The sequence below is a fragment of the Veillonella sp. S13053-19 genome (assembly GCF_002959835.1).
GTDB classification, from domain to species: Bacteria; Bacillota; Negativicutes; order Veillonellales; family Veillonellaceae; genus Veillonella; species Veillonella rogosae.
Genome location: NZ_PPDA01000007.1, coordinates 42,588 through 64,657, shown reverse-complemented (window position 1 = coordinate 64,657; position 22,070 = coordinate 42,588). Strand labels below are relative to the sequence as shown.

Below are 22,070 nucleotides of genomic sequence, written 5' to 3'. Positions count from 1 at the left end.
TTCCTATAAAAGTTATTATCCAGGCTATGCAAGAAACGATTATATAAAATTAAAGAGAGCCTATAGATTGTCTCCCCATTAAGTAAAACCGGGAATAGACAACCCATAGACTCTCTATCAACTTTTTATTTTATAAATAGAACAGGACTGTTAAGAATTAGTCCTTAGATTATTCGTGTGGCGTTGTATATGTTATGTTTTGTGCTTCGTAGCTTTCACCATGAGCCAATACGTGAACGATAGTTTCTAGCGTAGCACGTACGGTCTCAACAGCCATGCTCGGTTGATCTGGCTTATTCACCACTTGGGATGGCAAGTACGGAATATGCATGAAGCCCGCCTTAACATTGCCTTTTTGAGCTGCATAATGTAGGACACCGTACATAATATGATTACATACGAAAGTGCCTGCTGTATTAGACACTCTCGCAGGAATACCCGCTTGGTGTAATGCATTAACCATATCCTTAATAGGAAGTGTAGCAAAGTAAGCACTTGGGCCATCAGCCACAACAGGTTCATCGGTAGGTTGGTTGCCACCATTGTCTGGAATGCGGAAATCATCGCAATTTATGGCTACCCGTTCAATCGTAATATCTGGGCGACCGCCAGCTTGGCCTACACAAAGAATAAAATCAGGGTTGCATGTATCGGCTGCTTCTATCGCAGTTTTAACAGATGTATACCGTACAGTTGGCACCATTTGAGTCACCACTTTGTAGTCCCCGTCTGTGTAACCATCCATCGTTTTAACAGCTTCCCATGCAGGATTGATACTTTCACCACCGAAAGGATCAAAACCGGTAATCAAAATCGTTTTCATCATAGTACCTCATAACAATATCAAAAGATATTATACATAAAATAGATTAAAGGAAATAGTACATTAATAGAATATTCAATGTAAGCATTACGATAGCTACAGGAATTTGAGCCTTAATAACACCGTAGGTATCCTTCATTTCAAGAAGCGCCACAGGAACAATATTGAAATTTGCTGCCATTGGCGTCATCAAGGTACCACAATAACCAGCAAGCATTGCAATAGGACCAACCACCGCTGGATTAGCACCATGACCTGCAACAAGCATCGGTACGCCAATAGCACTAGTAATCATAGCAAAGGCTGCAAAGGCATTCCCCATAATCATTGTGAAGAAAGCCATTCCAATACAATACGCTACAACGATGAGAAATACATTATCTGCAGGAACTATGCTAGCTACCATACTTGAGATCAACTTGCCTACCCCTGCAAGATTAAATAGATACCCAAGGGCTGCTAATAATTGAGACAAGATAGCAGTCCAACCGATAGCATCGAGAAGACGACGACCTTCATGGAAACTTTGACCGACCTTAGCTTTCGTAATATATAAGGCTACACATAGAGCAATAATAGAAGCAATGGCAAGGCCTACAAGGGCACCCAGTTTCGTGAAGAACCCGATGATGAACGTAATAATACCAACGAGCAATGCCGGAATAAAGATCACATTACCAATACGCAAGGCTTCCATTTTTTTGAAATCTATAGCAGATTCAAAATAATTCCCTTTGCCAAGTTGTTTAAATAACACAATTGCCGCCATAGCAATTACGAGCCAACCATTGACTTCTTTAGACATATAAGAGCCAAAGATAAAGGAAATACCATATAATAGCCAGAACAGACCAGTACCAATACGATGATTATGGTCCTTATCGACAAAAGATTGTATGGAAAAAATAACTAAGATAATACCTACTAAAAGATATACAAAGTCTAAGGGCTGCATTTTATATAATAATTCCAACATATTATTTGCCCCCTTTCGCTAATTCTTCTGGAGTGACGAGAATATTAAGCTCATTTGGCACAAGTTTGCCCGCTTTCATATCCGCCTCGTCTTGAGCCACACTAGCTTGAATTGTTTTATCAAAAATAAAGAATCGAATAACACTCACTATATAGGCACATATTGCTGTAGGAACTCCATATAGCACCATATCTGTAAGCTCAACATTATAGCCGAGCTGCTCCATAACACCTTTAATCAATAAAAGACCACCCGCTGCAAGGAACAAATTTTGACCAAAAAAGTTACCAATATTATCTGAAGATGCCGCTACACCACGAATCTTATCGAGTGTAGATTGAGATATAGGGCGACCTTGCGCTACCGCAGCTTCACTCATAGGGGAAATCAAAGGACGAACCATAGCTACAAGACCCGACATACTAATACCCAGAGCTACTGTTACTTGTCGAACAAATAGATATATCATGAAAATACGGCCAGCTGTTGCGGCTTGAATCTTACCGATTAATATTTCTGCCCGTTCACGTAAACCGTGGCGTTCCATAATACCAATTACAGGAAGTACCAAGGCAAATAGTGACATATAACGGTTTTTTACGAAAGCCTCCCCAATAGCACCAACGATCTCGTTTATGCTCAACCCTGCCGAAAGCCCTGTCACAAAGCCTGCTGCAATAACAACTAACAATGCATTAAAGCGTAGCATCAAACCGATGACCATCACTAAAATGCCCGATAAAATAATCATATGGACACATCCTTTCTACAAACTACCCATAATCGTATATAACCGCAAAGGCACAGTATATATATTATGTATATTATATATGAATATATTATATATCAAATAGTAATAATATCACACAATAAATCGCCTTGTAATGTATTTTAATAGATTGCTACAAACCAAAAACTACTAAAAGTGTATTACAAGGCGATTTACTTATTTAACTCAACTCTTTTTTGAACAAAATTGTAGTATGTTGTTTTCCTCTAAAATGAACTTTATCATACGCTGTAAAGCCAAAGGATTCATACATCTTAGGCAACCATGGATGCTCCTTGGCAGTCCCCAAGGTTACTGTATGTGTTTTAAACTGTTCCTTTAAAAGCTCTTCTGCATAGCCCAAGGTTTCCCGTGCATAGCCTTTACCTTTGAAAGCTGGCGCTGTTACAAAGTGTGCAATATGTGGATATTTATCCGGTGTAGAATATTTCACCCAAGGCATGCAAAACGTAATGGAGCTCACTAATTCTCCATCGATATATAACCCATACACGGGATAATTTTCAATCCACTCCTTAGATTCTGCTTCTGTAAAATCAATGGCATCAAAGGTGATTGGATAGTCTTTAATCGCTGCATAGCCATCGATTAACACCTTATGATATTCTGCTGTATCTGCTACTGTTAATTGTCTAAATTCTTTCATGGTCTTTCTCCTCATTCTATATTTTTATTCACAAACTATGTATATTTATTTGATTTATGAACGTAATTATACACCTATGCGTATCAACTTGCAATATTTTTACATAAATATTATATAGAATGTTAATGCCTAATATAGAATTGTACTATTAAATATAGTAATAATCGTATTTTAGCGCGTAAGAGAATCAATTGACGCCAAGTGCATAAAGATAAAACTCTCCATATATTACACCTATCATTAATACTTGCTACTTTTTGGCACAAAAAAACAGGATGTATCACGAAGATACATCCTGTTTTTGAGCTTTCACAAGCTCGAAGGGAAGTAGTCGTATTATTTGTAAATACGGGAACCGTATACGTCACGTTGATTTTCAGGTTCGTTGTTAACGCGAACACGTTCAGTTTTGTGACGATCGTTGTCACCACCAGAGATACGATCAATACGGAAGTGGTTAAGACGAATGTTTTGTAATTCAGGACCGAATTCATTCATCGCACGTTTCATGTTGTCGTCGATAGGAGCACCATTTTGAAGTGCACGGTACAACATAGTTGCGAATTCGTAGCGAGTCATTTTTGCATCGCCTTTGAATGTACCATCAGGGTAGCCAACAAGGATACCATTACCAGCCAATTGGCTAATGTATTGGTAAGCCCAGTGATTTTGAGGAACATCTGGGAATTCAGCAGTTTTGCTAGGATCGATTGCAAGTGGATTCATGATTTGTAACAAGTTGTTATATTTGTTTTCCATGTCTTGAAGACGTGCGTTCAATTCAGCGATTTCACGACCCATAGCTACGCGGGAACGGGACTCAGGAGAACGTTTACCAAGACGAAGAGATACGCCTGCGTTCAATTGAGTTTCACCAGTACCTACAGTACCACCAACGGAGAACATAGTGTCTTCGTTAGGACGGTAGAACGCGCCTAATGCAGCGGAGTTTGCATTGTGGTAGTGACCATAACCAGCAGCGATTGTCCATTTGTCATCTGGGTTGAAGTCCAATGGATGCAATGCAGCCAATGCAGCGGAACCTGCACCTACTTTATTAACGCGTTTTTCAACATCGCCTATACGATTATTAATATTTGTAATTTGGTTAGTTACGTTAGAAGGTACACTTTTCTTAATTTGATCTTGCAAATCATTTGCTACGGAGTACAATTGGCTACCATTTACAGCATCTGTAGATGTAGCGGAAATTTCACCTGCTGCGACGTTGTGAAGTTGACGTTCTTCACCAGCTTTGCCAACGGATACAGAGCCTACAGGGCTGGTACCTGCAAAACCACCAAATGTATGACCAGCTACAGTTGCGCTAGTTACATTAGTAGCAGAACGAGTAGTTGCATTAGCACCTAATGCAATGGAGTTTGCAGTGGATGCATTAGCTTTGTTACCGATTGCAATGCTGTAATCTGCGCTTGCAGAAGCATCAGAACCAAATACATTAGTACGTACACCATCAGCATGGGCACCAGCACCAAATGCTTGAGCGTGATCGCCATTTGCATATGCAGAGGAACCAATAGCATTAGCATGGTTACCTTTAGCTTGTGCATCAGCACCGATAGCATTTGCTTTATAACCAGTAGATTTAGCTTCATGACCAAATGCTAAGGAACGTACATCAGAAGCAGCTGCGCGTGTACCAACTGCAATGCCCCAAGTTTTATCAGCTTGTGCACCATGACCGATAGCAATAGATTCGCTCATTTTAGCTTGAGCTTCATTACCTACTGCCAATGCAGAGCTACCTAATGCAGTATTTTTAGAACCAATAGCGACGGAGTTGCTATTCCAAGAACCATTTAAAAGTGTAGCAGCATCAGACTCATTATCGAAAGCACGATCGCGGTAGTTTGTAGTAGTACCAGCTACAGTATTGTTATAACCATAAGCAATCGCATTTGTACCATTAGCAATGTTAGCATCACCAAAAGCTTGTGCATATGCACCTGTTACAGTATTGCCGTCACCGAAGGCATTAGCTTGGTTACCATTAATAGTGTTTTGGTTACCAAAAGCACTGCTAGAGCCATTAGCGCTTGTAATTGTATTACCTTGGCCTACAGCGATGCTTGTAGCTGTACCAATGGCAACAGTACCATAAGACACATTATTATGTGCATCAGGAGATGCCGTTGCATTACCTGCTGCAAAGATGAAACCATCTGCAGTTGTCACAGGAGCTGCACTTACAGGCGCAACAGCAGAACCTACTGCTGCAACTGCAGCTAATACAGCAAACGCTAATTTTTTGGAATGTTTCATTTCTCTCATCTTACACCCTCACTAAATTAAAAAACTTAACCAAATTACAATACAATACAATTTTTCAACCTCTCTAAGTGTTCCGCCTCTCTCCTCGGGCTGAGCAGGAAATATCTCTAATTACTCTCTCAAGAAATAAGTCCATGTCAGTTTAAGAAAAATTTATATTGTTCATTACCCGCATAGCATATCAAAGTTTTACGATATATACAAGCCTTTTTACCACATAAACTTCATTAATAAGTCTTCATATATCCTAAAAATAGCTTGATTACTAGTGTTTTGTATCAAGTTAATATATTCATCATTTTTTATAATGAGTGAAAAAAATCACAACTTTTCAAGTATTTTTCAAGTACTAAACTGAATAACTTATAAATAATTAATCATTCTATAAGTATTTAGAATATAGCATAAACCCCCAACAACCCATATTCACTCTTCATTCATGAATATTTGGTGAAAGTGGCTTTTACGCATATTTAATCTCCATTCTTTTAATTTATATTTATTTTATAATTTATATTTAGTCACTATACAACTATACATATCAACATATATACATATCACAGCTAAAGCTTTAAAGGAATAAAGTATACAATTTTTCCTTTGAATATCCAATGTTTTATGTATACACAACTAAAACAAAAGTAAGCCTCCTAGCTTTTCTAAAGAAAACAAGAGGCTTACTCAAATTTTTATATTAAATTATGCTAATAATGCACTTACTAGTTCTTCCGCTTTATTAAGATCAGAAGCGTCTGGATTCCAGTTACATTTAATTTCTGGTTCTACTACAGCAAAACCATATTTAGTTAACTCTTCACGAAGGACTTTCGTAGATTCACCAGACCAACCATAGGTACCGAATACAGCGGCCTTTTTATTTTTAAATTTCAATTCACGTAAGAAGTCGAGCCAACCAGCTACACTGGACAGTACGCTATTCCCTGTTGTTGGAGAGCCTACTGCGATTGCTTTAGACTTAAATACTTCTGTCATGATGTCATTTTTATTGGTTTTACTAATGTTGTAGATTTTAACACGCGTATCTGGAGCTTGCTTAGAAATTTCTTCAGCAATCTTATGGGCTAATTTCTTTGTGCCATCCCACATTGTATCGTACACCACTGTGATTTGGTCTTCTTGATACGCTTGAGACCATTCATAGTATTTTTCTACAATTTGCATTGGGTTTTCACGCCAAATAGCACCATGGCTGGTAGCGATGATATCAATTGGCAAGTTGAGCTTTTGAATTTCTTCAATTTTAGCTTTTACCAATGGAGAGAATGGATTCAAAATATTAGCGTAATATTTCATCGCCTCTGCCCATAAACGACATTGATCAGCCTTATCGGCCCACAATTCTTCTACCGCGTAATGTTGACCGAACGCATCGTTAGAGAACAAAATATTGTCGCCAGTCATATAGGTTGCCATGGAATCAGGCCAATGAAGCATGCGCATTTCTACGAATACCAAGGATTTACCATTGCCGATATCTACGGAATCACCTGTTTTAACAACTTGAAAATTCCATTCCGGATGATGATATTGACCCACCAAGGACTTAACGGCATTTTCCGTACAGTAAATTGGAGTATTAGGAATTTTTTCCATCAATGCAGGTAAGGAACCGCTGTGATCCACTTCGCCGTGGTTACATACGATGAAATCAATCTTATTTAAATCGATTTCAGCTTCCAAATTATCGATAAACTCTGAGGAATGAGGTTTCCACACCGTATCGATGAGGACGGTTTTCTCCTCTTCAATCAAGTACGCATTTTGGCTGGAACCATTGTTAATACTGTAATCAGAACCGTGGAACTCATTCAATTCCCAGTCGATTTTCCCCACCCAAGATACGTTATTTTTAATGTGCTTTCTCATAATAACCTCCGTTTTCTGTGAAAGTATAGGTACTTACCTCACTCCTAATATATTTTAGAATCAAGGAATATGTGGAACTTTCACCAGTACAACCAAATCTATGGCCCAAATGTTATATCAAATGACATAACACGAATCGGTCATTAACTATAGTTTTATTATATCGAATTCAGAAGAAATAGTCCGTATCTGCAGGTACAGATTTAAGAATTAATATAAAAAACCACTCATAGGTATTCAAATACTATACATTAGTATATATTGATACGCCATGAGTGGTTACGACTATATGCAGTTTGATGGCGGATTATTTATGACTCTGCTAGATAATTCAGAATAACGCCAGATTATTTATTATCTGGTTGAGACAATCCTGGAATAGCTTTATAGATATATAGTGCAATATATCCATCAACTAAACTATGAACAATAGTACCAGCACCAACAAGTACGAACACAACGTAGATAAGATCAATATTAGGTATCGTAGTTGTTGTGTAGAACAAGAGGCAGGCTAGTACTTCTCCAATGGCATGAATAATAGCACAGACAAAGTTAAATGCAGCAAAAGATAACGCCCCTGTTAATACACCTGGATGATGTTTAATATAATAAGCCCCCATCAAAGCAAAGATAATATGAGAGGCAGCGCGCATAACGATAACAATAGGGAACCCTGCCACGAAGAAACCTAGCGTAGAACCTATTACGACACAAGCCGCCATCTTACGGGACAAGAACATCGCCAGGAATATAGGCACGTGACTCGCCAGCGTATACGATGCCGGCGGTATGACGACTTTCAACGGCATCATAATAGGAATCATAATGGCTAATGCCATCAATAACGCAGTAATGGTTAAATTTCGATACATGGAAGAATTCATAAAGCCCTCCTTATTAGCTCTTCTCTCATCTAACAATATGATTATGATAATTATGATATAAGACCAATCTAATTAATGGCTACATTAACAGTCTTATAGATTAGTGACCTACGTTCCCCCACAAGTTAAGGATAACAACACCAACCACAATAAGACCTATCCCCAAAATAGTGTACATATTATAGCCCTCACTAAAGATAAAGACTGAAATGAGTGCTGTCACCACGAGACCTACGCCAGACCAGGTAGCATAGGTAACACTGAGTGGAATATATTTCAGTACATGCGTCAATGTATAGAAAGATCCTACATAGCCAAGCACACAAGCAACGGTCTGTAACGGTCGCGTAAAGCCATCAGAGGCTTTCAACATGGTCGTAGCAAATAGCTCAAGCCCTATAGATAAGGCAAGCAAAAAATAAGATAACATAACACCTCCCGCAAAAAAGAGAGGGACTAGCCCTCTCTTATATAATAACCTATATATAATATTTCTGCATTATAAAGTATATGATACGATTTTGAAATGATTTAGCTCACTTGATGAGCTTTCAAAATCTTGTTTCCTACGATTATAGACGTTCAATAACAGCTTGCGCCATTTCTGTGGTACCTACGCGTTTCAAGCCTTCGCGGTAGATATCGCCTGTGCGGTAACCATCCACGAGCACTTGTTCAACAGCTTTTTCAATAGCGTCAGCCACTTGAGGCAAATCAAGGGAGTGACGGCACATCATAGCTGCGGACAAGATTGTACCCAATGGGTTCGCCAAGTTTTGGCCCATAATGTCTGGTGCAGAACCGTGGATTGGCTCGTACAATGCTGTGCCAGTACCCATGGATGCAGATGGTAAAAGCCCGATGGAACCGGAGATAACAGCACCTTCGTCAGACAAGATATCGCCGAACAAGTTTGTTGTAACGATAACGTCGAACTGTGCAGGATTTACAACGAGTTGCATCGCTGTATTATCTACGTAGAAGTAATCTGTTGCGATATCTGGATTAGCTGCCGCTTTCTCTTGTGCGATTTTACGCCACAAACGAGAAGAAGCCAGTACATTTGCTTTATCTACGGATACAACCTTTTTATTACGTTTGCGAGCTGTTTCCATAGCGATGTCCATGATGCGCTCTACTTCATAACGGCTGTAAGTTTCTTTATCCCATGCAAACTCGTTAGCACCTTCACCTTGTGCCTCTTCGCGTTCACCGAAATAAATACCGCCAGTCAACTCACGAACAATAACGAAATCTACATCTTGAACGAGTTCCTTTTTAAGAGGAGAATACTCTTGCAAAGATGGATAGATTTTTACAGGACGCAAGTTACAGAACAAACCAAGCTCCTTACGAAGACCGAGGATTGCTTTCTCAGGACGGATAGCAGGATCTACATTATCCCATTTAGGACCGCCTACAGCACCAAGCAATACAGCATCAGCAGCTTTACAAGCCTCGATTGTATCCTCAGTCAAAGGCACGCCGTATGCATCAATAGACGCACCGCCCGCTTTTTTATCAATCCAATTAACCTTTACATTAGCTTTCTCAAAAGCCACATCACACACAGCCTTCGCTGCAGCAATAATCTCAGTACCGATACCATCACCAGAAATCAATACGATATTCTTTTCGCTCATCTTACCTCTCCAATATATGTAATGTCCCTCCGCCACAAATTCATTCAACATATTGCTAGCTATAGGGATTTTAATTTTGCTCAAAACCGTAAAAGATAAATACGTAGAGCCGAGGTGCATGCGCTAACGCGACTTTAGTAGGTCAAGGCTACGCCGCAGACCGTTAAGCTAGCTGGAGCGGCAGCGCATCACCGAGGCTCGGCCACGTAGTATTACTTGCGGTTTTTCGCAAAGTTCACAAGACCACCAGCTGCCGCAATATCTTGAATGAATTGTGGCAACTCAGTCCCTTGGTATTGTTCGTTTTTAGTCAAGTTGTACACGATACCTTTAGACAAATCTACGCCGATTGCATCGCCAGCGTCGATACGATCGACTTGTTCGCCGATTTCAACTACTGGTAAACCAATGTTGATAGCATTACGGAAGAAGATACGGGCAAAGGAGTGTGCTACGATAACAGGCACTCCTTTTGCTTTGATAACGCCTGGTGCGTGTTCACGGGAGGAACCACAGCCAAAGTTTTTACCAGCTACCATGATTTCGCCAGCTTTCACATTAGGAGCGAAAGTAGTATCAATATCTTCCATCGCATGTTCAGCTAATTCGTTCCAGTCAGCAATCGCCAAGTAACGAGCTGGAATGATTACGTCTGTATCTACATCGTCGCCGTAGCGCCAGATTTTTTTGCTTTCAAAATCCATATTAAACCTCCTCAGGGCCTGCAATGCGGCCTAATACAGCACTCGCTGCCGCCACGTAAGGGCTTGCCAAATATACTTCAGAATCAACGTGACCCATACGACCACGGAAGTTACGGTTTGTTGTGGAAACGGTGCGTTCCCCTTCAGCCATGATACCCATGTAACCGCCTAGGCAAGGACCACATGTTGGCGTGGACACAGCACAGTCAGCTTGAATGAAGATATCTAGTAAACCATCTTTCAACGCTTGGTCATATACATCTTGAGAACCAGGAATTACGATACAACGAACGAATGGAGCCACCTTGCGACCTTTGAAGATTTCCGCAGCTGCCACCAAGTCTTCGTAACGGCCATTTGTACAGGAACCGATGATAACTTGATCGATTTTAATATCTTTGTCAATTTCGTTGATGTAATGTGTGTTAGATGGCAAATGAGGGAATGCTACAACTGGTTGCAATTTGGACAAATCGATAGTCACAGTTTGAGCATATACTGCATCAGGGTCTGGATTAATTGGTTCTACAGGACGATTTACGCGACCTTTAATGTATGCTTCAGTAATTTCATCATATGGGAATACGCCACATTTACCGCCCGCTTCGATAGCCATGTTACAGATTGTAAGGCGGTCAGCCATAGTCATATGTTGTACGCCTTCGCCAGCGAATTCAAGAGCCATGTAACGAGCGCCGTCTACGCCGATTTGGCCGATTAAATCAAGAATTACGTCTTTACCAGTTACCCATTTGTTAGGTTTGCCGATAAGTTCAACCTTAATAGTTTCAGGCACTTTGAACCAAGTTTTGCCTTCTGCCATAGCAACGCCCGCATCAGTGGAGCCTACGCCTGTGGAGAATGCATTTACCGCACCATATGTACAAGTGTGGGAGTCAGCACCAATCATCATTTCTCCAGGACCGATAAGGCCTTTTTCTGGCAAAATAACGTGCTCGATACCCATTCTACCTACTTCAAAGTAGTTTGTAATGCCATGTTCGCGTACGAAATCGCGCATGACTTTCGCTTGTGTAGCGGATTGAATATCTTTATTTGGTGTGAAATGATCCGGCACCAAGTAGATTTTATGACGGTCAAATACAGGTTTGCCGATTTTCAAGAACTCTTTACGCGCTGGTGGGAATGTGATGTCGTTCATCAATACAGCATCCAAATGACATTCGATGATTTGGCCTGGCTTTACAACATCAAGACCCGCGTGGCGAGCCATATTCTTTTCAGTAATGGTCATACCCATATTATTCTTCCTCCTGTTGTTCTAGCTCCATAGCTAGGAATACTGAGTTAACTGCATTAATATATGCGTTCACACTTGATTTAACGATATCGGTACTAATACCACGACCATGGTACAAGCGACCGTTGTATTCTACCTTAAGGGTTGCTTCCCCAAGGGCATCTTTACCGGCTGTGATAGCACGGATTTGGTAGTCTTTTAAGCTGATTGGCAAGCCAACAACACGTTCAACCGCTTTAAGGGATGCGTCTACTGGACCATCACCTACGGCAGCATCGGCTTTTTCACCTTCTGGTGTCATGAGGCGAACGTCAGCATAAGCATAACCTTTTTCACCTAATTTATAATATTGAGCCACAAGCTCGAATGCTTTTTTATGGTGCATATTATCGACTACAAGAGCTACGATGTCATCGTCGTATACTTGTTTTTTACGGTCCGCCAATTCTTTGAATTTAGCAAAGAGGTCGTTGATTTTCTCTTCTGTGAAAGATTGGAAACCAAGTTTTGCTAAATGATCAGCGAAGGCATGACGGCCAGAGTGCTTGCCCAATACGAGGTCTGTTTTTTCAGCACCTACGGACTCAGGAGTCATGATTTCATAGGTTTCAGGGTTGCTCATCATACCATGTTGGTGAATACCAGACTCATGAGCAAAGGCATTAGAGCCAATGATTGGTTTATTTGGAGGAACTACAACACCTGTTAAACGGCTCACAAGTTTAGATACTTTCGTAAATTGTTTTGTATCGATGTTCACTTCAAGGTCGCCGAAGTAATCATGGCGTGTTTTAAGAGCCATTACAACTTCTTCAATCGCTACGTTACCAGCCCGTTCGCCTAGGCCATTAATTGTGCCTTCTACTTGGCGTGCACCTGCTTTAATAGCAGCTAACGTATTTGCATTGGCAAGACCTAAGTCATCATGACAGTGAACAGAGATAATTGCATTTTCAATGCCTGGTGTATGTTCTTTAATATAGCGGATTTTATCACCGAACTCATTAGGGTTCATGTAACCTACTGTATCTGGTACATTAATAATTGTTGCACCACCAGCAATGGCAACACCAAATACTTGGCATGCGAAATCTAAATCAGAGCGTGCCGCATCTTCACCAGAGAACTCGATTTCATCAACCTTACCTTTTGCATATGCCAATACGGATTTAACCTTATCCAATACCTCTTGGCGAGTCATTTTTAATTTATATTCCATATGAAGTTCAGAAATAGCAATGAATACATGCAAACGGCTACGTTCCGCATCTTTCAATGCATCAATCGCTTTTTGTACGTCCTTTTCATTAGCACGTGCCAACGCACAAATTGTTGCGCCTTTCACTTCGCGTGCAATCGTTTGTACTGCTTCAAAATCTCCAGGGGATGCTGCTGGGAAACCAGCCTCGATTACATCGATGCCGAGGCGTACTAGGCCTTTCGCAATTTCAATTTTTTCAGGAGTTTGTAAAGACACACCTGGTGTTTGTTCCCCATCACGAAGGGTTGTATCGAAGAAATATACGCGATTTTGATCCATAATCTTCACCTTTTCTATACTAATAAAACATAACGCTGTATTATATCTATCTATTGTGAAAGTTTAGTAAAATGGCCGATTTCAATGCTATTTCGACTGAAGCCAACGTAGATACATCAAATCAGTAATTTTACTAGACTTTTACAATAAAAAAAGCCCCTCAGAACAACTATCGTTGCTCAAAGGGGCGTTATATTCATAACACGGTACCACCCTAATTGGGACTCGTTGCGGGTATAACGGAACCACCGTCGATGACTACTGCTGCATTCGCCACCAAAGCTCACGGGAGAGTGTCAGCGTACAACCTCTATTGCCTCGCACCAACCGGCAACTCTCTGAAAGCAGGATCTGTAAACCTTTATACCCATTCATAGCTTGTTTTTAAGATATAAGGGTATTGTACTGTATTCTATAGACTGATGTCAATTAAAATAAAATGAATATTATGCATTCTTGTTAATAACTAGCAGAATCTATCTTAAAAGCTTATCCACTCTAAATTCTCAAAATTATTTAGAATTCTTTTATCCATTTTTACCACTTGATTAGTAAGCTCTATTCGATTATTAACAAATGAAATATCTGTATACCATTCCTTTAAACCCGCGTACAATTCATTCTCTAAATCAATAATGATGGTTTCAATGGGATTCCAGGTTTTGCATCTTACAGACTCGACCATAACCATACTATTACCTATGAAAGTAACATCCCTACCATAAATCCAAAATGGCAATGCTTTTCCCTTTATAGTAATGGAATATATAGCATCTCCATGAGGGGGTTCCGTTTCATATTGCGCTTTTATATTGTACTGTTCCATTATCTCATTGCTAGCATTTTCTATATATGGCAATGTTGAAATCTTATAATTATCTGTGTTCATATAAGCTCCGTTATTTTTAATATAAATCACACCAAAGAGAACTGTATATCGCTATTTGCGTAAAGAGTATTTTGCTATACTTATTACGAAGAGAGTCCGTTGACGTGAGTTAGGTTCATCTCCGCGAGGAGGTGATACTATGACAAATCATGAAGTTACCTATGTAATCATCATAGTTCTGTTATCAGTAGTCACTATCATTGCACTAGTTAAGTAGTACAACGATAAACGCCTAACGTATAGAGGAGTGCAGTCCTCTAACACGTTAGGCGCCATCATAATTTTGTTCAGTTTTAGATGAGCCTAACGCCCTAATCACGTTAATGGGCTCTCTTTATATGTATATTATAAGCTAATCAGGCTTAAAAAGATAGTACAGTAATAAACTCAATTAGTACCTACACTATTAATCATTTCTCTAGCCCGCTCCACAGAAACTGGCTCATTAAATAAGAACACATGGCTCTGCCCCGCATGTTCCCAAGATGCTAAGTAAAGGGCGTCATCTACCATTCGATAGGTTATCGTCATCCCATTTATAACATCGGTTTTCTGAGGTAAGTAATCCTTATAATCACCTGCAATATTACCTGATACTGTAGATACGCGATACTTAATATACTTTGGTATATCATCTACACGGTCAAAATATGTTCCTTTTAAAAGCTCATGATAGGCATACACAACTTGTAATACATCGTGATCCACAATGGATACATGTACAGGGCGTAATCCCTCTAAACCACTTGGTAACTGTGGTTTAAAATTCAAATGTTGCTTAGCCTCATATACAGTATCAAACACCTCTAGCGATTGACCTTTACGAATACCTTTATAATCGCCATCAGTTATAGTACAACTACCAAGTCCATTGGGACATGGGAACTCATTTCGATCACCATAAGGCTGATCATAAATAGAATTACCATTAAGACGGAATCTCATCAACTCATCTGCGGACACAACATTGATGGAACCTATAAAAGCTAGCGTAGCTAACATACATACAACCTTTTTCATGATACAATCCCCTGCAAACAAACTATATATAGTAAGTTAATTATATCACCTAAAAAGCTAATATTTTTTATATTCATAAGTATTTTTCGTCCAGGAAAAGATATATATTATGCTTGCAATTCGCAGTTATAAGATTGCAATTATATAGCATGTGCATTACAATAGAAGTAACAGGAGGTGATACTATGGCTAAAACAGCCTCTATCAGTTTGCGTATCGAGCCAGCTGTAAAAGCACAATTAGAAGCACTATATGCTAGCTTTGGCATATCCGTAACTGATGCAATTAATATTTTTCTCCACACATCACTAATGGAAGGCGGATTTCCATTTCAACCTAAACAACCTCGTTATAATGCAGAAACAGAAGCTGCTATTCAAGAAACGAAAGATATATTGGCAGGAAAAGTAAAAGCAAAATCATATGCTAATGTAAAAGAAATGATTGAGGATTTAGGATTGGAGTAATCAGTTATGTTGAGATTAGTGCTTAGCAGTAAGTTCAAAAAGGACCTAAAGCGCTCAAAAAAACGCGGTAAAGATCTCAATAAACTCTATTCAATCATCAATAAATTACAGAATCAAACGCTATTAGATCCTGGTTATAAAGATCATCCATTAACAGGAAACTACGAAGGCTTTAGAGAGTTACATATCGAGCCAGATTGGCTTCTAATTTATGCAATTAAAGATGACATATTAGTATTATCTTTAACTCGCACGGGTAGCCATTCAGATTTATTCTAACTAAGCTTAAGAGGAATGTGAAAGCATTCCTCTTTTCTATTCCCCAAAAAATTTATACCAGTTATTATCATAAATCTATTCTATTTGATAGTATCTATCGCAAATCATTCTACTATTCAAAATTATTGTAGGTGCTATAATGAACTTATAAAAACGAACAGGTGCTCATATGATAGTAAGTGCATCTTTCCAAACTCATATTTACTAGTTATATCAAGGAGATTATCATGACACATACACAATTAACACAACTCGTACAAGCATTATTAGATGCACCTACAAGCAATGAAACAGTAAAGGAATTCGCTCAATCTTGGATTAATGCAGAAGGTACACCTAAACAAGAAGAACTCACGAAACAACTCGTATCCGTAGCAGAAGAAAATATTGCGCTTATCGACGAAACAATCGGCTTTGCAGGCTCTGAACTCGCTACACAAATCCTTGGCTCAGAAGGCGCAGCTAACCTATTACAACACGCTAAAGACATCAAAGCAGAAGGCGCAGAATTCTGCGACTGCCCTGGCTGTGTAGCTGCTAAAAATATTATTGATTTGAAAGCAGAAATTCTATAATACTATAAACAGAATATTACCTATTGAGTGGTTATCTACACATTGTAGATAACCACTTTTCCATATACAAAATTTTACTAACTAAAATCTATACTCCACCACTGATTATCCACCCCAAATTTTTCTGCTAATCTTTTATATATAGTAGCAGTATAAGTATATCCCTGTTCAGATAAACTTAAAGATTTTCCATAATAATTATTATATAATGCTTTATCTCCTTCTGAAGATGCCCAATGAACACCTCTAGAATTATAAGCTTCAACAGCATATCCCCTTCTTAAAGTATCAAACTCTGGTTTTTCTAAAATATCTATCACTACTTTAGATAAAAATCCACAAATTTCATCAGATTTAACATGAAATAACTTTCTACCCAGAAGATTTAATACTATATCTAAGCGATTAACATTTTTTGCATGATAACACACTGCTTCAAACCAATTATTAAATGATATCTCTGAATCAATAACACTATCAAGTTTAAGCCACATATTTAATATTGCATTACAGTGTCGCACAAGAATAGGATTTTCTTTTCCACTTAATGATAAATTATCATCAACATTATCATCAGTTCTATATACAATACCTACAATTTCTATAAATAGACATATATTGTAATATAAAAGATTATTTAACGCCTTTAGATCACAATCATCATCATATAAAAATAAATCTATAAACTGGCATTCAATATGGGCTAATTTTTCTAAATTTGCACTATCCATCTCATGGTTTTCACAATATATAATTAAAGTTTTAATTATATTCCCGTTAATTCTTTTGTCACTATCCTTTTCAATTGCCTCCAAACTTTCTACAAGATAATCGATATTAATATCCATATGATAGTGATAATGATAAATTGCTAGCAATGCAAGACTATATAAATTAAAATTCATTAACAACTTTATATATCGATTTATATTATTCTCTTCTTTTAAACTCAATTGATATATATCAATTTCCTTAACTTGCTCCTTATAATTTAACCACCCAGCCTTTAATAAAACATCAAAAATATTATCATTAATTACTATGGCCTTTAAAAAATCTACATCAAAAGAATTTTCTAAAATATGATGATAAATAAACTCAGGATAATTTATACACACACCATTTAAAAACCCTTTAACTAAATCTGAAGAGTATTTCTTAAATCTAGTAAGATAATTTGTAAATTCACTTACACCATTTAATTCTCTAGAAATAAGAAACCCTATAATAATTTTATCTTCAACACTTGATATAAATTCGAAGAGTTGATTCTCTGCAACTTTTTCTCTTAATATTTTTGTTTGTACCTTTTCTACTGCTTTCTCCCTGTCTTCCCAGCGTTCAATCTTACTAAACAAAAATAATCGATCTTTTAAGAATAAAAGCTTGCTATTATAATCTAAATGTTTTAATTCTATTAAATTAATACAACTCTTAATTTTTTCTACTGTGTTTTCATATTGCCTACTTTCATTGTGTCTTTGACGCAAATAATATTCCTCATAAATCTTCATTAAACTTAAATATAAATCAAAAGATATTCCCTCTTTTTGATTTATTCTATTCTCAACTTCTTTAAGTAAATCCATTTGCATCTCAGGAAACAAAAGCCAAAAACTCTTTAACAAAAGGATCAACTTATTTTCATTAATAATCGCATAACCTAAAAGCAACTTAAAATATTGCCAACTGATATCAAGATACTCTGTTTGTAATACCGTAATAGGCTCAATTGGCCCTCGGTATTTTAACCCATCAATATCATGGCCTATCTGTATCTTGTTTGGTAGTAATTGTTCTACTATATCCCAAGCTAGTTCAATATCATCCGAAAAAAAAGTATTAATAATATTAATACGTGCAGAACAACTAGCCTGTGTTAAAGGCTTCCATGGTAGTAATGACATAATAATATATTGCTTAACATTATTTCGTATTTTAGATAATTGAAATAAAATAATCATAGAAATATTAAAATATTCTTTTAAATATGCTATTTTTTGTAACCCTTGACACAATCTATCACCATAGGAAATAGGCATAAATCCCGTAGATTCTTCATGAAATAATTGTATAAATACTTGATTATTAGTTCGTAAGTTTCTATCAAATAACGATAAAAAAACATCTGGATTCCATTCAATAATTGAATCAATATAACTTTCTAAGGTCCCCCATGCTCTCCAATCAGATTGTGTAAAAATTGTTTCAATCCATTCATAAATTAAGCTATCTATTTTTTGTAAATTACAAGAACTAAAATCATTTTTATGTGTTGCTAAATATGCAATAAAATCATATATTCCCATAAGGAAATCTTTTGAATATTTTCCATCTTCTCCCCGTGTAATACACCATCTTTGATCTTTAGGTTTAGATAAATTTGCACCAATGCTATTAAGAACCATTTTAATATTATCCTTAATACCACTCCAATACGAATCATAAAACTTAGATGCTAAAAATTCTAATAAACTATTTCTATTATTAAATTTTCCTTGATCACCTTTAATTTTAATAAAACCTTTTTCATTCCAATGAAAACTCTGAATATCTCTTTTAAACTGCTCCAAAGAACACCCAGTCGTGTTAACAATAAATTCTATATCTCCAGCATATATAAAATCCCAAGCCCCAATCATTAAAGCAACCATAATTGGAGGTATCCCATTACCTTGATACGAATCAATTAACTCTACTAATTTCTCTCTATATTTTGATTCATCAAAATAAGATGATCTAATCTTTCTTCTAACTTCTTCTGTTAATACTGCATTTTGGCTTCCCTGTCTATAAAAAGTCTGTCCTTCATGAATTGGTTGAATATTAACACCTTGTACCAGTTCATATATCTGCCCATCATTTTCTTTATTAATACATATTATCTCAAAAACTTTATTATCATATTTAATTTGCCCCGTATTAACAATTGGTTTTGGACTAATTTTATTTATCCAATTTTGGTACTCATTATCATCTCGCATCTCTTCTGCTGAAATACCTACTAATTCCCTATTATCATCTACGCCAATAATAATAAAACGGTTTCGTCCATATGCAGTATAAGCATTAAGCATAGATAGAACATCTTTTATAAAATATCCTTGTTTATCTTTTTTATAACCAGTTTGTTTATAATCGATAAACTCACACTCTGGAGGCAATGATTTTAATAGCTCTATAAGTTCATCTTCTGTATACATAATAATTCACATCCTTTATATCTTTAAATATGGCTTCAACCTCTCAACTAATTACAATATTAGTGCTTTATAAAAATATACTTTATCTCATACTATTATATTTCTACATATTATTAAAAATTCCTATATATAAGTATGGTTAATTTATTTTATACCTTTGATAAATTTTAAAATTATAATCCTTATTATATTACACGTCCTAGATTATAATAATATCGTTTTAAAAGAGCTATTTTATCAATGTCACGGAACTGAAAAAATACCAAAAGAACCCTTTATAGTAAATATTCTGCTTTAATAAATACTAAAAAGAAATCCGCGCTTCCAAAATGATCTGCTCCCATTTTCTTGGACAGATATAATCTCTTAATTTGTTGATAAAATCTCCATAGGAAGTAAATTCCTCTACATATAACAAATCTAATTTTTATAAGCCAAAGAAATTTTCCATCACGCTATTATCCAAATAGCTTTCTTTTCGAGACATACTTTTGAGGATAGCGTGATTTTTAATGTTTCTTGACAAGTGTTATGCTGATACTGCAATCCTTGATCTGAATGCAAGATACAGCCTTTTACATTGCTTTCTAAAACTTCAAGCTCCTTATTAATTTTTAAAGAGACAAAATTTTTTCAAAAAGGCTAATAACTTTTTCTTTAACTTCTTTTGAGTATTTTGACATAAAAAACTGCACCTCCAAAAATTATGTCCAATTTTTGGGGTGCAATTCATTTTCATATAATCAATTCATAACTTTTTAAATATAAGGGGCTGTTTTGTAACAGCCTTTTATTTTACAAACTTGCTTTCACAAGTCGTATATGGGTATATAGTTTTATGTTTTATGATTCGCTTATTTAACTAAAAAATATACTTAGTAATCTATATTTATTTTACGAAGTTATTGGCTAAAATTATTTACTAATTTAGCTAATATTTTGTTCTATTGTTCCGCATATGGAATTGCTAGTGGATGGTTATCGTAGGTGCCTCTATGTTGGTCATAGATGGTTTCTGCACCTGGTAATGGTGGCAAACCTAAGGAGTCAGTACGTGTGAAGGCTTCAAATAGGCCTGGTGTTAAGTGCATATTTGGAACATGTTCCGGAGTTACTTCGTGAACGATGGTATCGCCTTTACCGTTCATGATTTTATGACCAAATTCAGGATCTACCAAAGTACCACGGCCTACTGCGATAATATCTGTGTAGTTTTCTACTGCATCACGAGCTGCTTCTTCGCTGAAGATATTGCCTACAATAATAAGCTTTGTTTCATCATCAAGAGCTGCTTTAAATAAAGAGCCAAAGGATTGATCAGCACCTTCTGGTTTGGAGTCATAGCCACCCCACAAGGATAAGTGGATGTAATCTAGCTCTTCTTTTACAATAGCCTCTACGAGTTGAAGGGATTCTTTATAGGTATAACCAATATCTGTACCGTGGATTTCTTCTGGGCTCAAGCGATAGCCAATGATAAAGTTTTGTACGCCTGCTTCTGCTACCACGCGTTTTACTTCACGCACAACGGCTAATGGGAAGCGCATGCGATTTTCTAAAGAGCCGCCCCATGTATCTGTACGGTGGTTCGTCAATACAGAGAAGAATTGTTGTAATAAATAGTGGTTTGCACCATGGATTTCTACACCATCAAAGCCTGCTTCAGTAGCTCGTTTTGTAGCGTGACCAAAATCAGCGATGATCTCTTCAATTTCACTTTCAGTGAGAGCACGAACAGGGAATTTACGTTGCAAGTCGCTAGGCGCTACTACGTCTTGATGATTAATAAAACGACCAATCGCCATGCGTCCACCGTGATGGATTTGCATAACAGCTTTATTGCCGTCTTTCTTTAAAGCTTGTGCAATTTTCTTTGCTCCCTCTAAGTGAACATCAGAGTAAATGCCCATTTGAGATGGATAGCCAGGCATGTACGCTGGGCCACCACTTTCACTAACATAATGGAACTCAGTAATCAATAGGCCTGCGGCCTTAGAACGATGATTGTAATAACGGATTGTATCATTACTTGCATAGCCACCCTCTAATGCAGATAGACTTTGCATCGGAGCCAAGGCAATGCGGTTAGGAATCGTTAAGCCACGACGGAATGTAATTGTATCTGTTAAGTTATGTTGTGCCATTATAGCCTCTTTCTCCTATTACTATAGGAATTTTATACGATATA

At 37.3% G+C, this 22,070-nt stretch carries 19 protein-coding genes and 1 other annotated feature; of the genes, 3 read left to right on the top strand and 16 right to left on the bottom strand.

Translation table 11 applies throughout. The annotated features are described in order from the left end of the window. Positions 1-169: 169 nt before the first annotated feature. From pcp to VEHSUH06_RS02100, 14 genes are all read right to left on the bottom strand, one after another. The gene (pcp, locus tag VEHSUH06_RS02165) at positions 170-823 is read right to left on the bottom strand and encodes a pyroglutamyl-peptidase I (protein ID WP_043006064.1); all 654 of its coding nucleotides are present in this window, start codon (positions 821-823) and stop codon (positions 170-172) included. A 46-nt stretch (positions 824-869) separates the two neighbouring features. Next, on the bottom strand, positions 870-1,799 hold the full coding sequence (locus VEHSUH06_RS02160; RefSeq protein ID WP_105097588.1) for a DUF979 domain-containing protein: 930 nt from the start codon (positions 1,797-1,799) through the stop codon (positions 870-872). Between the two features lies 1 nt (position 1,800). Beyond that, positions 1,801-2,550: a DUF969 domain-containing protein gene (locus VEHSUH06_RS02155; RefSeq protein ID WP_105097587.1), complete on the bottom strand. Its 750-nt coding sequence runs from the start codon at positions 2,548-2,550 to the stop codon at positions 1,801-1,803. Positions 2,551-2,749: 199 nt separating this feature from the next. Then, entirely contained in the window at positions 2,750-3,235 is a 486-nt protein-coding gene (locus VEHSUH06_RS02150; RefSeq protein ID WP_054748344.1) for a GNAT family N-acetyltransferase, read from the bottom strand. Positions 3,236-3,571: 336 nt separating this feature from the next. After that, positions 3,572-5,527, bottom strand: coding sequence for an S-layer homology domain-containing protein (locus VEHSUH06_RS02145; RefSeq protein WP_105097586.1), 1,956 nt, complete (start codon positions 5,525-5,527; stop codon positions 3,572-3,574). A 699-nt stretch (positions 5,528-6,226) separates the two neighbouring features. Next, the gene (locus tag VEHSUH06_RS02140; RefSeq protein ID WP_105081235.1) at positions 6,227-7,414 is read right to left on the bottom strand and encodes a flavodoxin domain-containing protein; all 1,188 of its coding nucleotides are present in this window, start codon (positions 7,412-7,414) and stop codon (positions 6,227-6,229) included. Positions 7,415-7,761: 347 nt separating this feature from the next. Further along, positions 7,762-8,301, bottom strand: a complete 540-nt coding sequence (locus tag VEHSUH06_RS02135; RefSeq protein ID WP_105081234.1) for a hypothetical protein — start codon at positions 8,299-8,301, stop codon at positions 7,762-7,764. Between the two features lie 100 nt (positions 8,302-8,401). Beyond that, positions 8,402-8,731, bottom strand: a complete 330-nt coding sequence (locus VEHSUH06_RS02130; protein ID WP_105092465.1) for a multidrug efflux SMR transporter — start codon at positions 8,729-8,731, stop codon at positions 8,402-8,404. Between the two features lie 142 nt (positions 8,732-8,873). Beyond that, entirely contained in the window at positions 8,874-9,944 is a 1,071-nt protein-coding gene (leuB, locus tag VEHSUH06_RS02125; protein WP_105097585.1) for a 3-isopropylmalate dehydrogenase, read from the bottom strand. 212 nt (positions 9,945-10,156) lie between these two features. Then, positions 10,157-10,648 carry a 3-isopropylmalate dehydratase small subunit gene (locus tag VEHSUH06_RS02120; RefSeq protein WP_009351898.1) on the bottom strand — a complete coding sequence of 164 codons (492 nt, stop codon included), beginning with the start codon at positions 10,646-10,648 and terminating at the stop codon, positions 10,157-10,159. 1 nt (position 10,649) lies between these two features. Beyond that, positions 10,650-11,909, bottom strand: coding sequence for a 3-isopropylmalate dehydratase large subunit (gene leuC, locus VEHSUH06_RS02115; RefSeq protein ID WP_105097584.1), 1,260 nt, complete (start codon positions 11,907-11,909; stop codon positions 10,650-10,652). A gap of 1 nt (position 11,910) precedes the next feature. Beyond that, positions 11,911-13,449, bottom strand: a complete 1,539-nt coding sequence (locus VEHSUH06_RS02110; RefSeq protein ID WP_105097583.1) for a 2-isopropylmalate synthase — start codon at positions 13,447-13,449, stop codon at positions 11,911-11,913. 180 nt (positions 13,450-13,629) lie between these two features. Next, positions 13,630-13,833: a binding site (T-box leader), on the bottom strand. A gap of 97 nt (positions 13,834-13,930) precedes the next feature. After that, on the bottom strand, positions 13,931-14,338 hold the full coding sequence (locus VEHSUH06_RS02105) for a hypothetical protein (protein ID WP_105097582.1): 408 nt from the start codon (positions 14,336-14,338) through the stop codon (positions 13,931-13,933). Between the two features lie 387 nt (positions 14,339-14,725). Then, positions 14,726-15,358, bottom strand: coding sequence for a hypothetical protein (locus VEHSUH06_RS02100; RefSeq protein WP_105097581.1), 633 nt, complete (start codon positions 15,356-15,358; stop codon positions 14,726-14,728). A gap of 185 nt (positions 15,359-15,543) precedes the next feature. On the opposite strand from VEHSUH06_RS02100, the gene VEHSUH06_RS02095 reads away from it, so the two are divergent. The 3 genes from VEHSUH06_RS02095 (at position 15,544) to VEHSUH06_RS02085 (ending at position 16,679) form a co-directional block, all read left to right on the top strand. Then, on the top strand, positions 15,544-15,825 hold the full coding sequence (locus tag VEHSUH06_RS02095) for a type II toxin-antitoxin system RelB/DinJ family antitoxin (RefSeq protein WP_004697933.1): 282 nt from the start codon (positions 15,544-15,546) through the stop codon (positions 15,823-15,825). A 6-nt stretch (positions 15,826-15,831) separates the two neighbouring features. Then, positions 15,832-16,104: a type II toxin-antitoxin system YafQ family toxin gene (locus tag VEHSUH06_RS02090; RefSeq protein ID WP_008603303.1), complete on the top strand. Its 273-nt coding sequence runs from the start codon at positions 15,832-15,834 to the stop codon at positions 16,102-16,104. A gap of 227 nt (positions 16,105-16,331) precedes the next feature. Then, positions 16,332-16,679, top strand: a complete 348-nt coding sequence (locus VEHSUH06_RS02085) for a hypothetical protein (protein WP_105097580.1) — start codon at positions 16,332-16,334, stop codon at positions 16,677-16,679. A gap of 77 nt (positions 16,680-16,756) precedes the next feature. Here the strand turns inward: VEHSUH06_RS02085 and VEHSUH06_RS02080 are convergent, their stop codons facing one another. After that, positions 16,757-19,882 carry a helix-turn-helix domain-containing protein gene (locus tag VEHSUH06_RS02080; protein WP_105097579.1) on the bottom strand — a complete coding sequence of 1,042 codons (3,126 nt, stop codon included), beginning with the start codon at positions 19,880-19,882 and terminating at the stop codon, positions 16,757-16,759. Positions 19,883-20,826: 944 nt separating this feature from the next. Continuing rightward, entirely contained in the window at positions 20,827-22,026 is a 1,200-nt protein-coding gene (locus tag VEHSUH06_RS02075) for an NADH-dependent flavin oxidoreductase (protein WP_105097578.1), read from the bottom strand. Between the last annotated feature and the right edge of the window lie 44 nt (positions 22,027-22,070).

Bases quoted from the DNA above. Each gene is read 5' to 3' on its own strand.
- pcp (WP_043006064.1), bottom strand. From the start codon at position 823: ATGAAAACGATTTTGATTACCGGTTTTGATCCTTTCGGTGGTGAAAGT.
- VEHSUH06_RS02160 (WP_105097588.1), bottom strand. From the start codon at position 1,799: ATGTTGGAATTATTATATAAAATGCAGCCCTTAGACTTTGTATATCTT.
- VEHSUH06_RS02155 (WP_105097587.1), bottom strand. From the start codon at position 2,550: ATGATTATTTTATCGGGCATTTTAGTGATGGTCATCGGTTTGATGCTA.
- VEHSUH06_RS02150 (WP_054748344.1), bottom strand. From the start codon at position 3,235: ATGAAAGAATTTAGACAATTAACAGTAGCAGATACAGCAGAATATCAT.
- VEHSUH06_RS02145 (WP_105097586.1), bottom strand. From the start codon at position 5,527: ATGAGAGAAATGAAACATTCCAAAAAATTAGCGTTTGCTGTATTAGCT.
- VEHSUH06_RS02140 (WP_105081235.1), bottom strand. From the start codon at position 7,414: ATGAGAAAGCACATTAAAAATAACGTATCTTGGGTGGGGAAAATCGAC.
- VEHSUH06_RS02135 (WP_105081234.1), bottom strand. From the start codon at position 8,301: ATGAATTCTTCCATGTATCGAAATTTAACCATTACTGCGTTATTGATG.
- VEHSUH06_RS02130 (WP_105092465.1), bottom strand. From the start codon at position 8,731: ATGTTATCTTATTTTTTGCTTGCCTTATCTATAGGGCTTGAGCTATTT.
- leuB (WP_105097585.1), bottom strand. From the start codon at position 9,944: ATGAGCGAAAAGAATATCGTATTGATTTCTGGTGATGGTATCGGTACT.
- VEHSUH06_RS02120 (WP_009351898.1), bottom strand. From the start codon at position 10,648: ATGGATTTTGAAAGCAAAAAAATCTGGCGCTACGGCGACGATGTAGAT.
- leuC (WP_105097584.1), bottom strand. From the start codon at position 11,909: ATGGGTATGACCATTACTGAAAAGAATATGGCTCGCCACGCGGGTCTT.
- VEHSUH06_RS02110 (WP_105097583.1), bottom strand. From the start codon at position 13,449: ATGGATCAAAATCGCGTATATTTCTTCGATACAACCCTTCGTGATGGG.
- VEHSUH06_RS02105 (WP_105097582.1), bottom strand. From the start codon at position 14,338: ATGAACACAGATAATTATAAGATTTCAACATTGCCATATATAGAAAAT.
- VEHSUH06_RS02100 (WP_105097581.1), bottom strand. From the start codon at position 15,358: ATGAAAAAGGTTGTATGTATGTTAGCTACGCTAGCTTTTATAGGTTCC.
- VEHSUH06_RS02095 (WP_004697933.1), top strand. From the start codon at position 15,544: ATGGCTAAAACAGCCTCTATCAGTTTGCGTATCGAGCCAGCTGTAAAA.
- VEHSUH06_RS02090 (WP_008603303.1), top strand. From the start codon at position 15,832: ATGTTGAGATTAGTGCTTAGCAGTAAGTTCAAAAAGGACCTAAAGCGC.
- VEHSUH06_RS02085 (WP_105097580.1), top strand. From the start codon at position 16,332: ATGACACATACACAATTAACACAACTCGTACAAGCATTATTAGATGCA.
- VEHSUH06_RS02080 (WP_105097579.1), bottom strand. From the start codon at position 19,882: ATGTATACAGAAGATGAACTTATAGAGCTATTAAAATCATTGCCTCCA.
- VEHSUH06_RS02075 (WP_105097578.1), bottom strand. From the start codon at position 22,026: ATGGCACAACATAACTTAACAGATACAATTACATTCCGTCGTGGCTTA.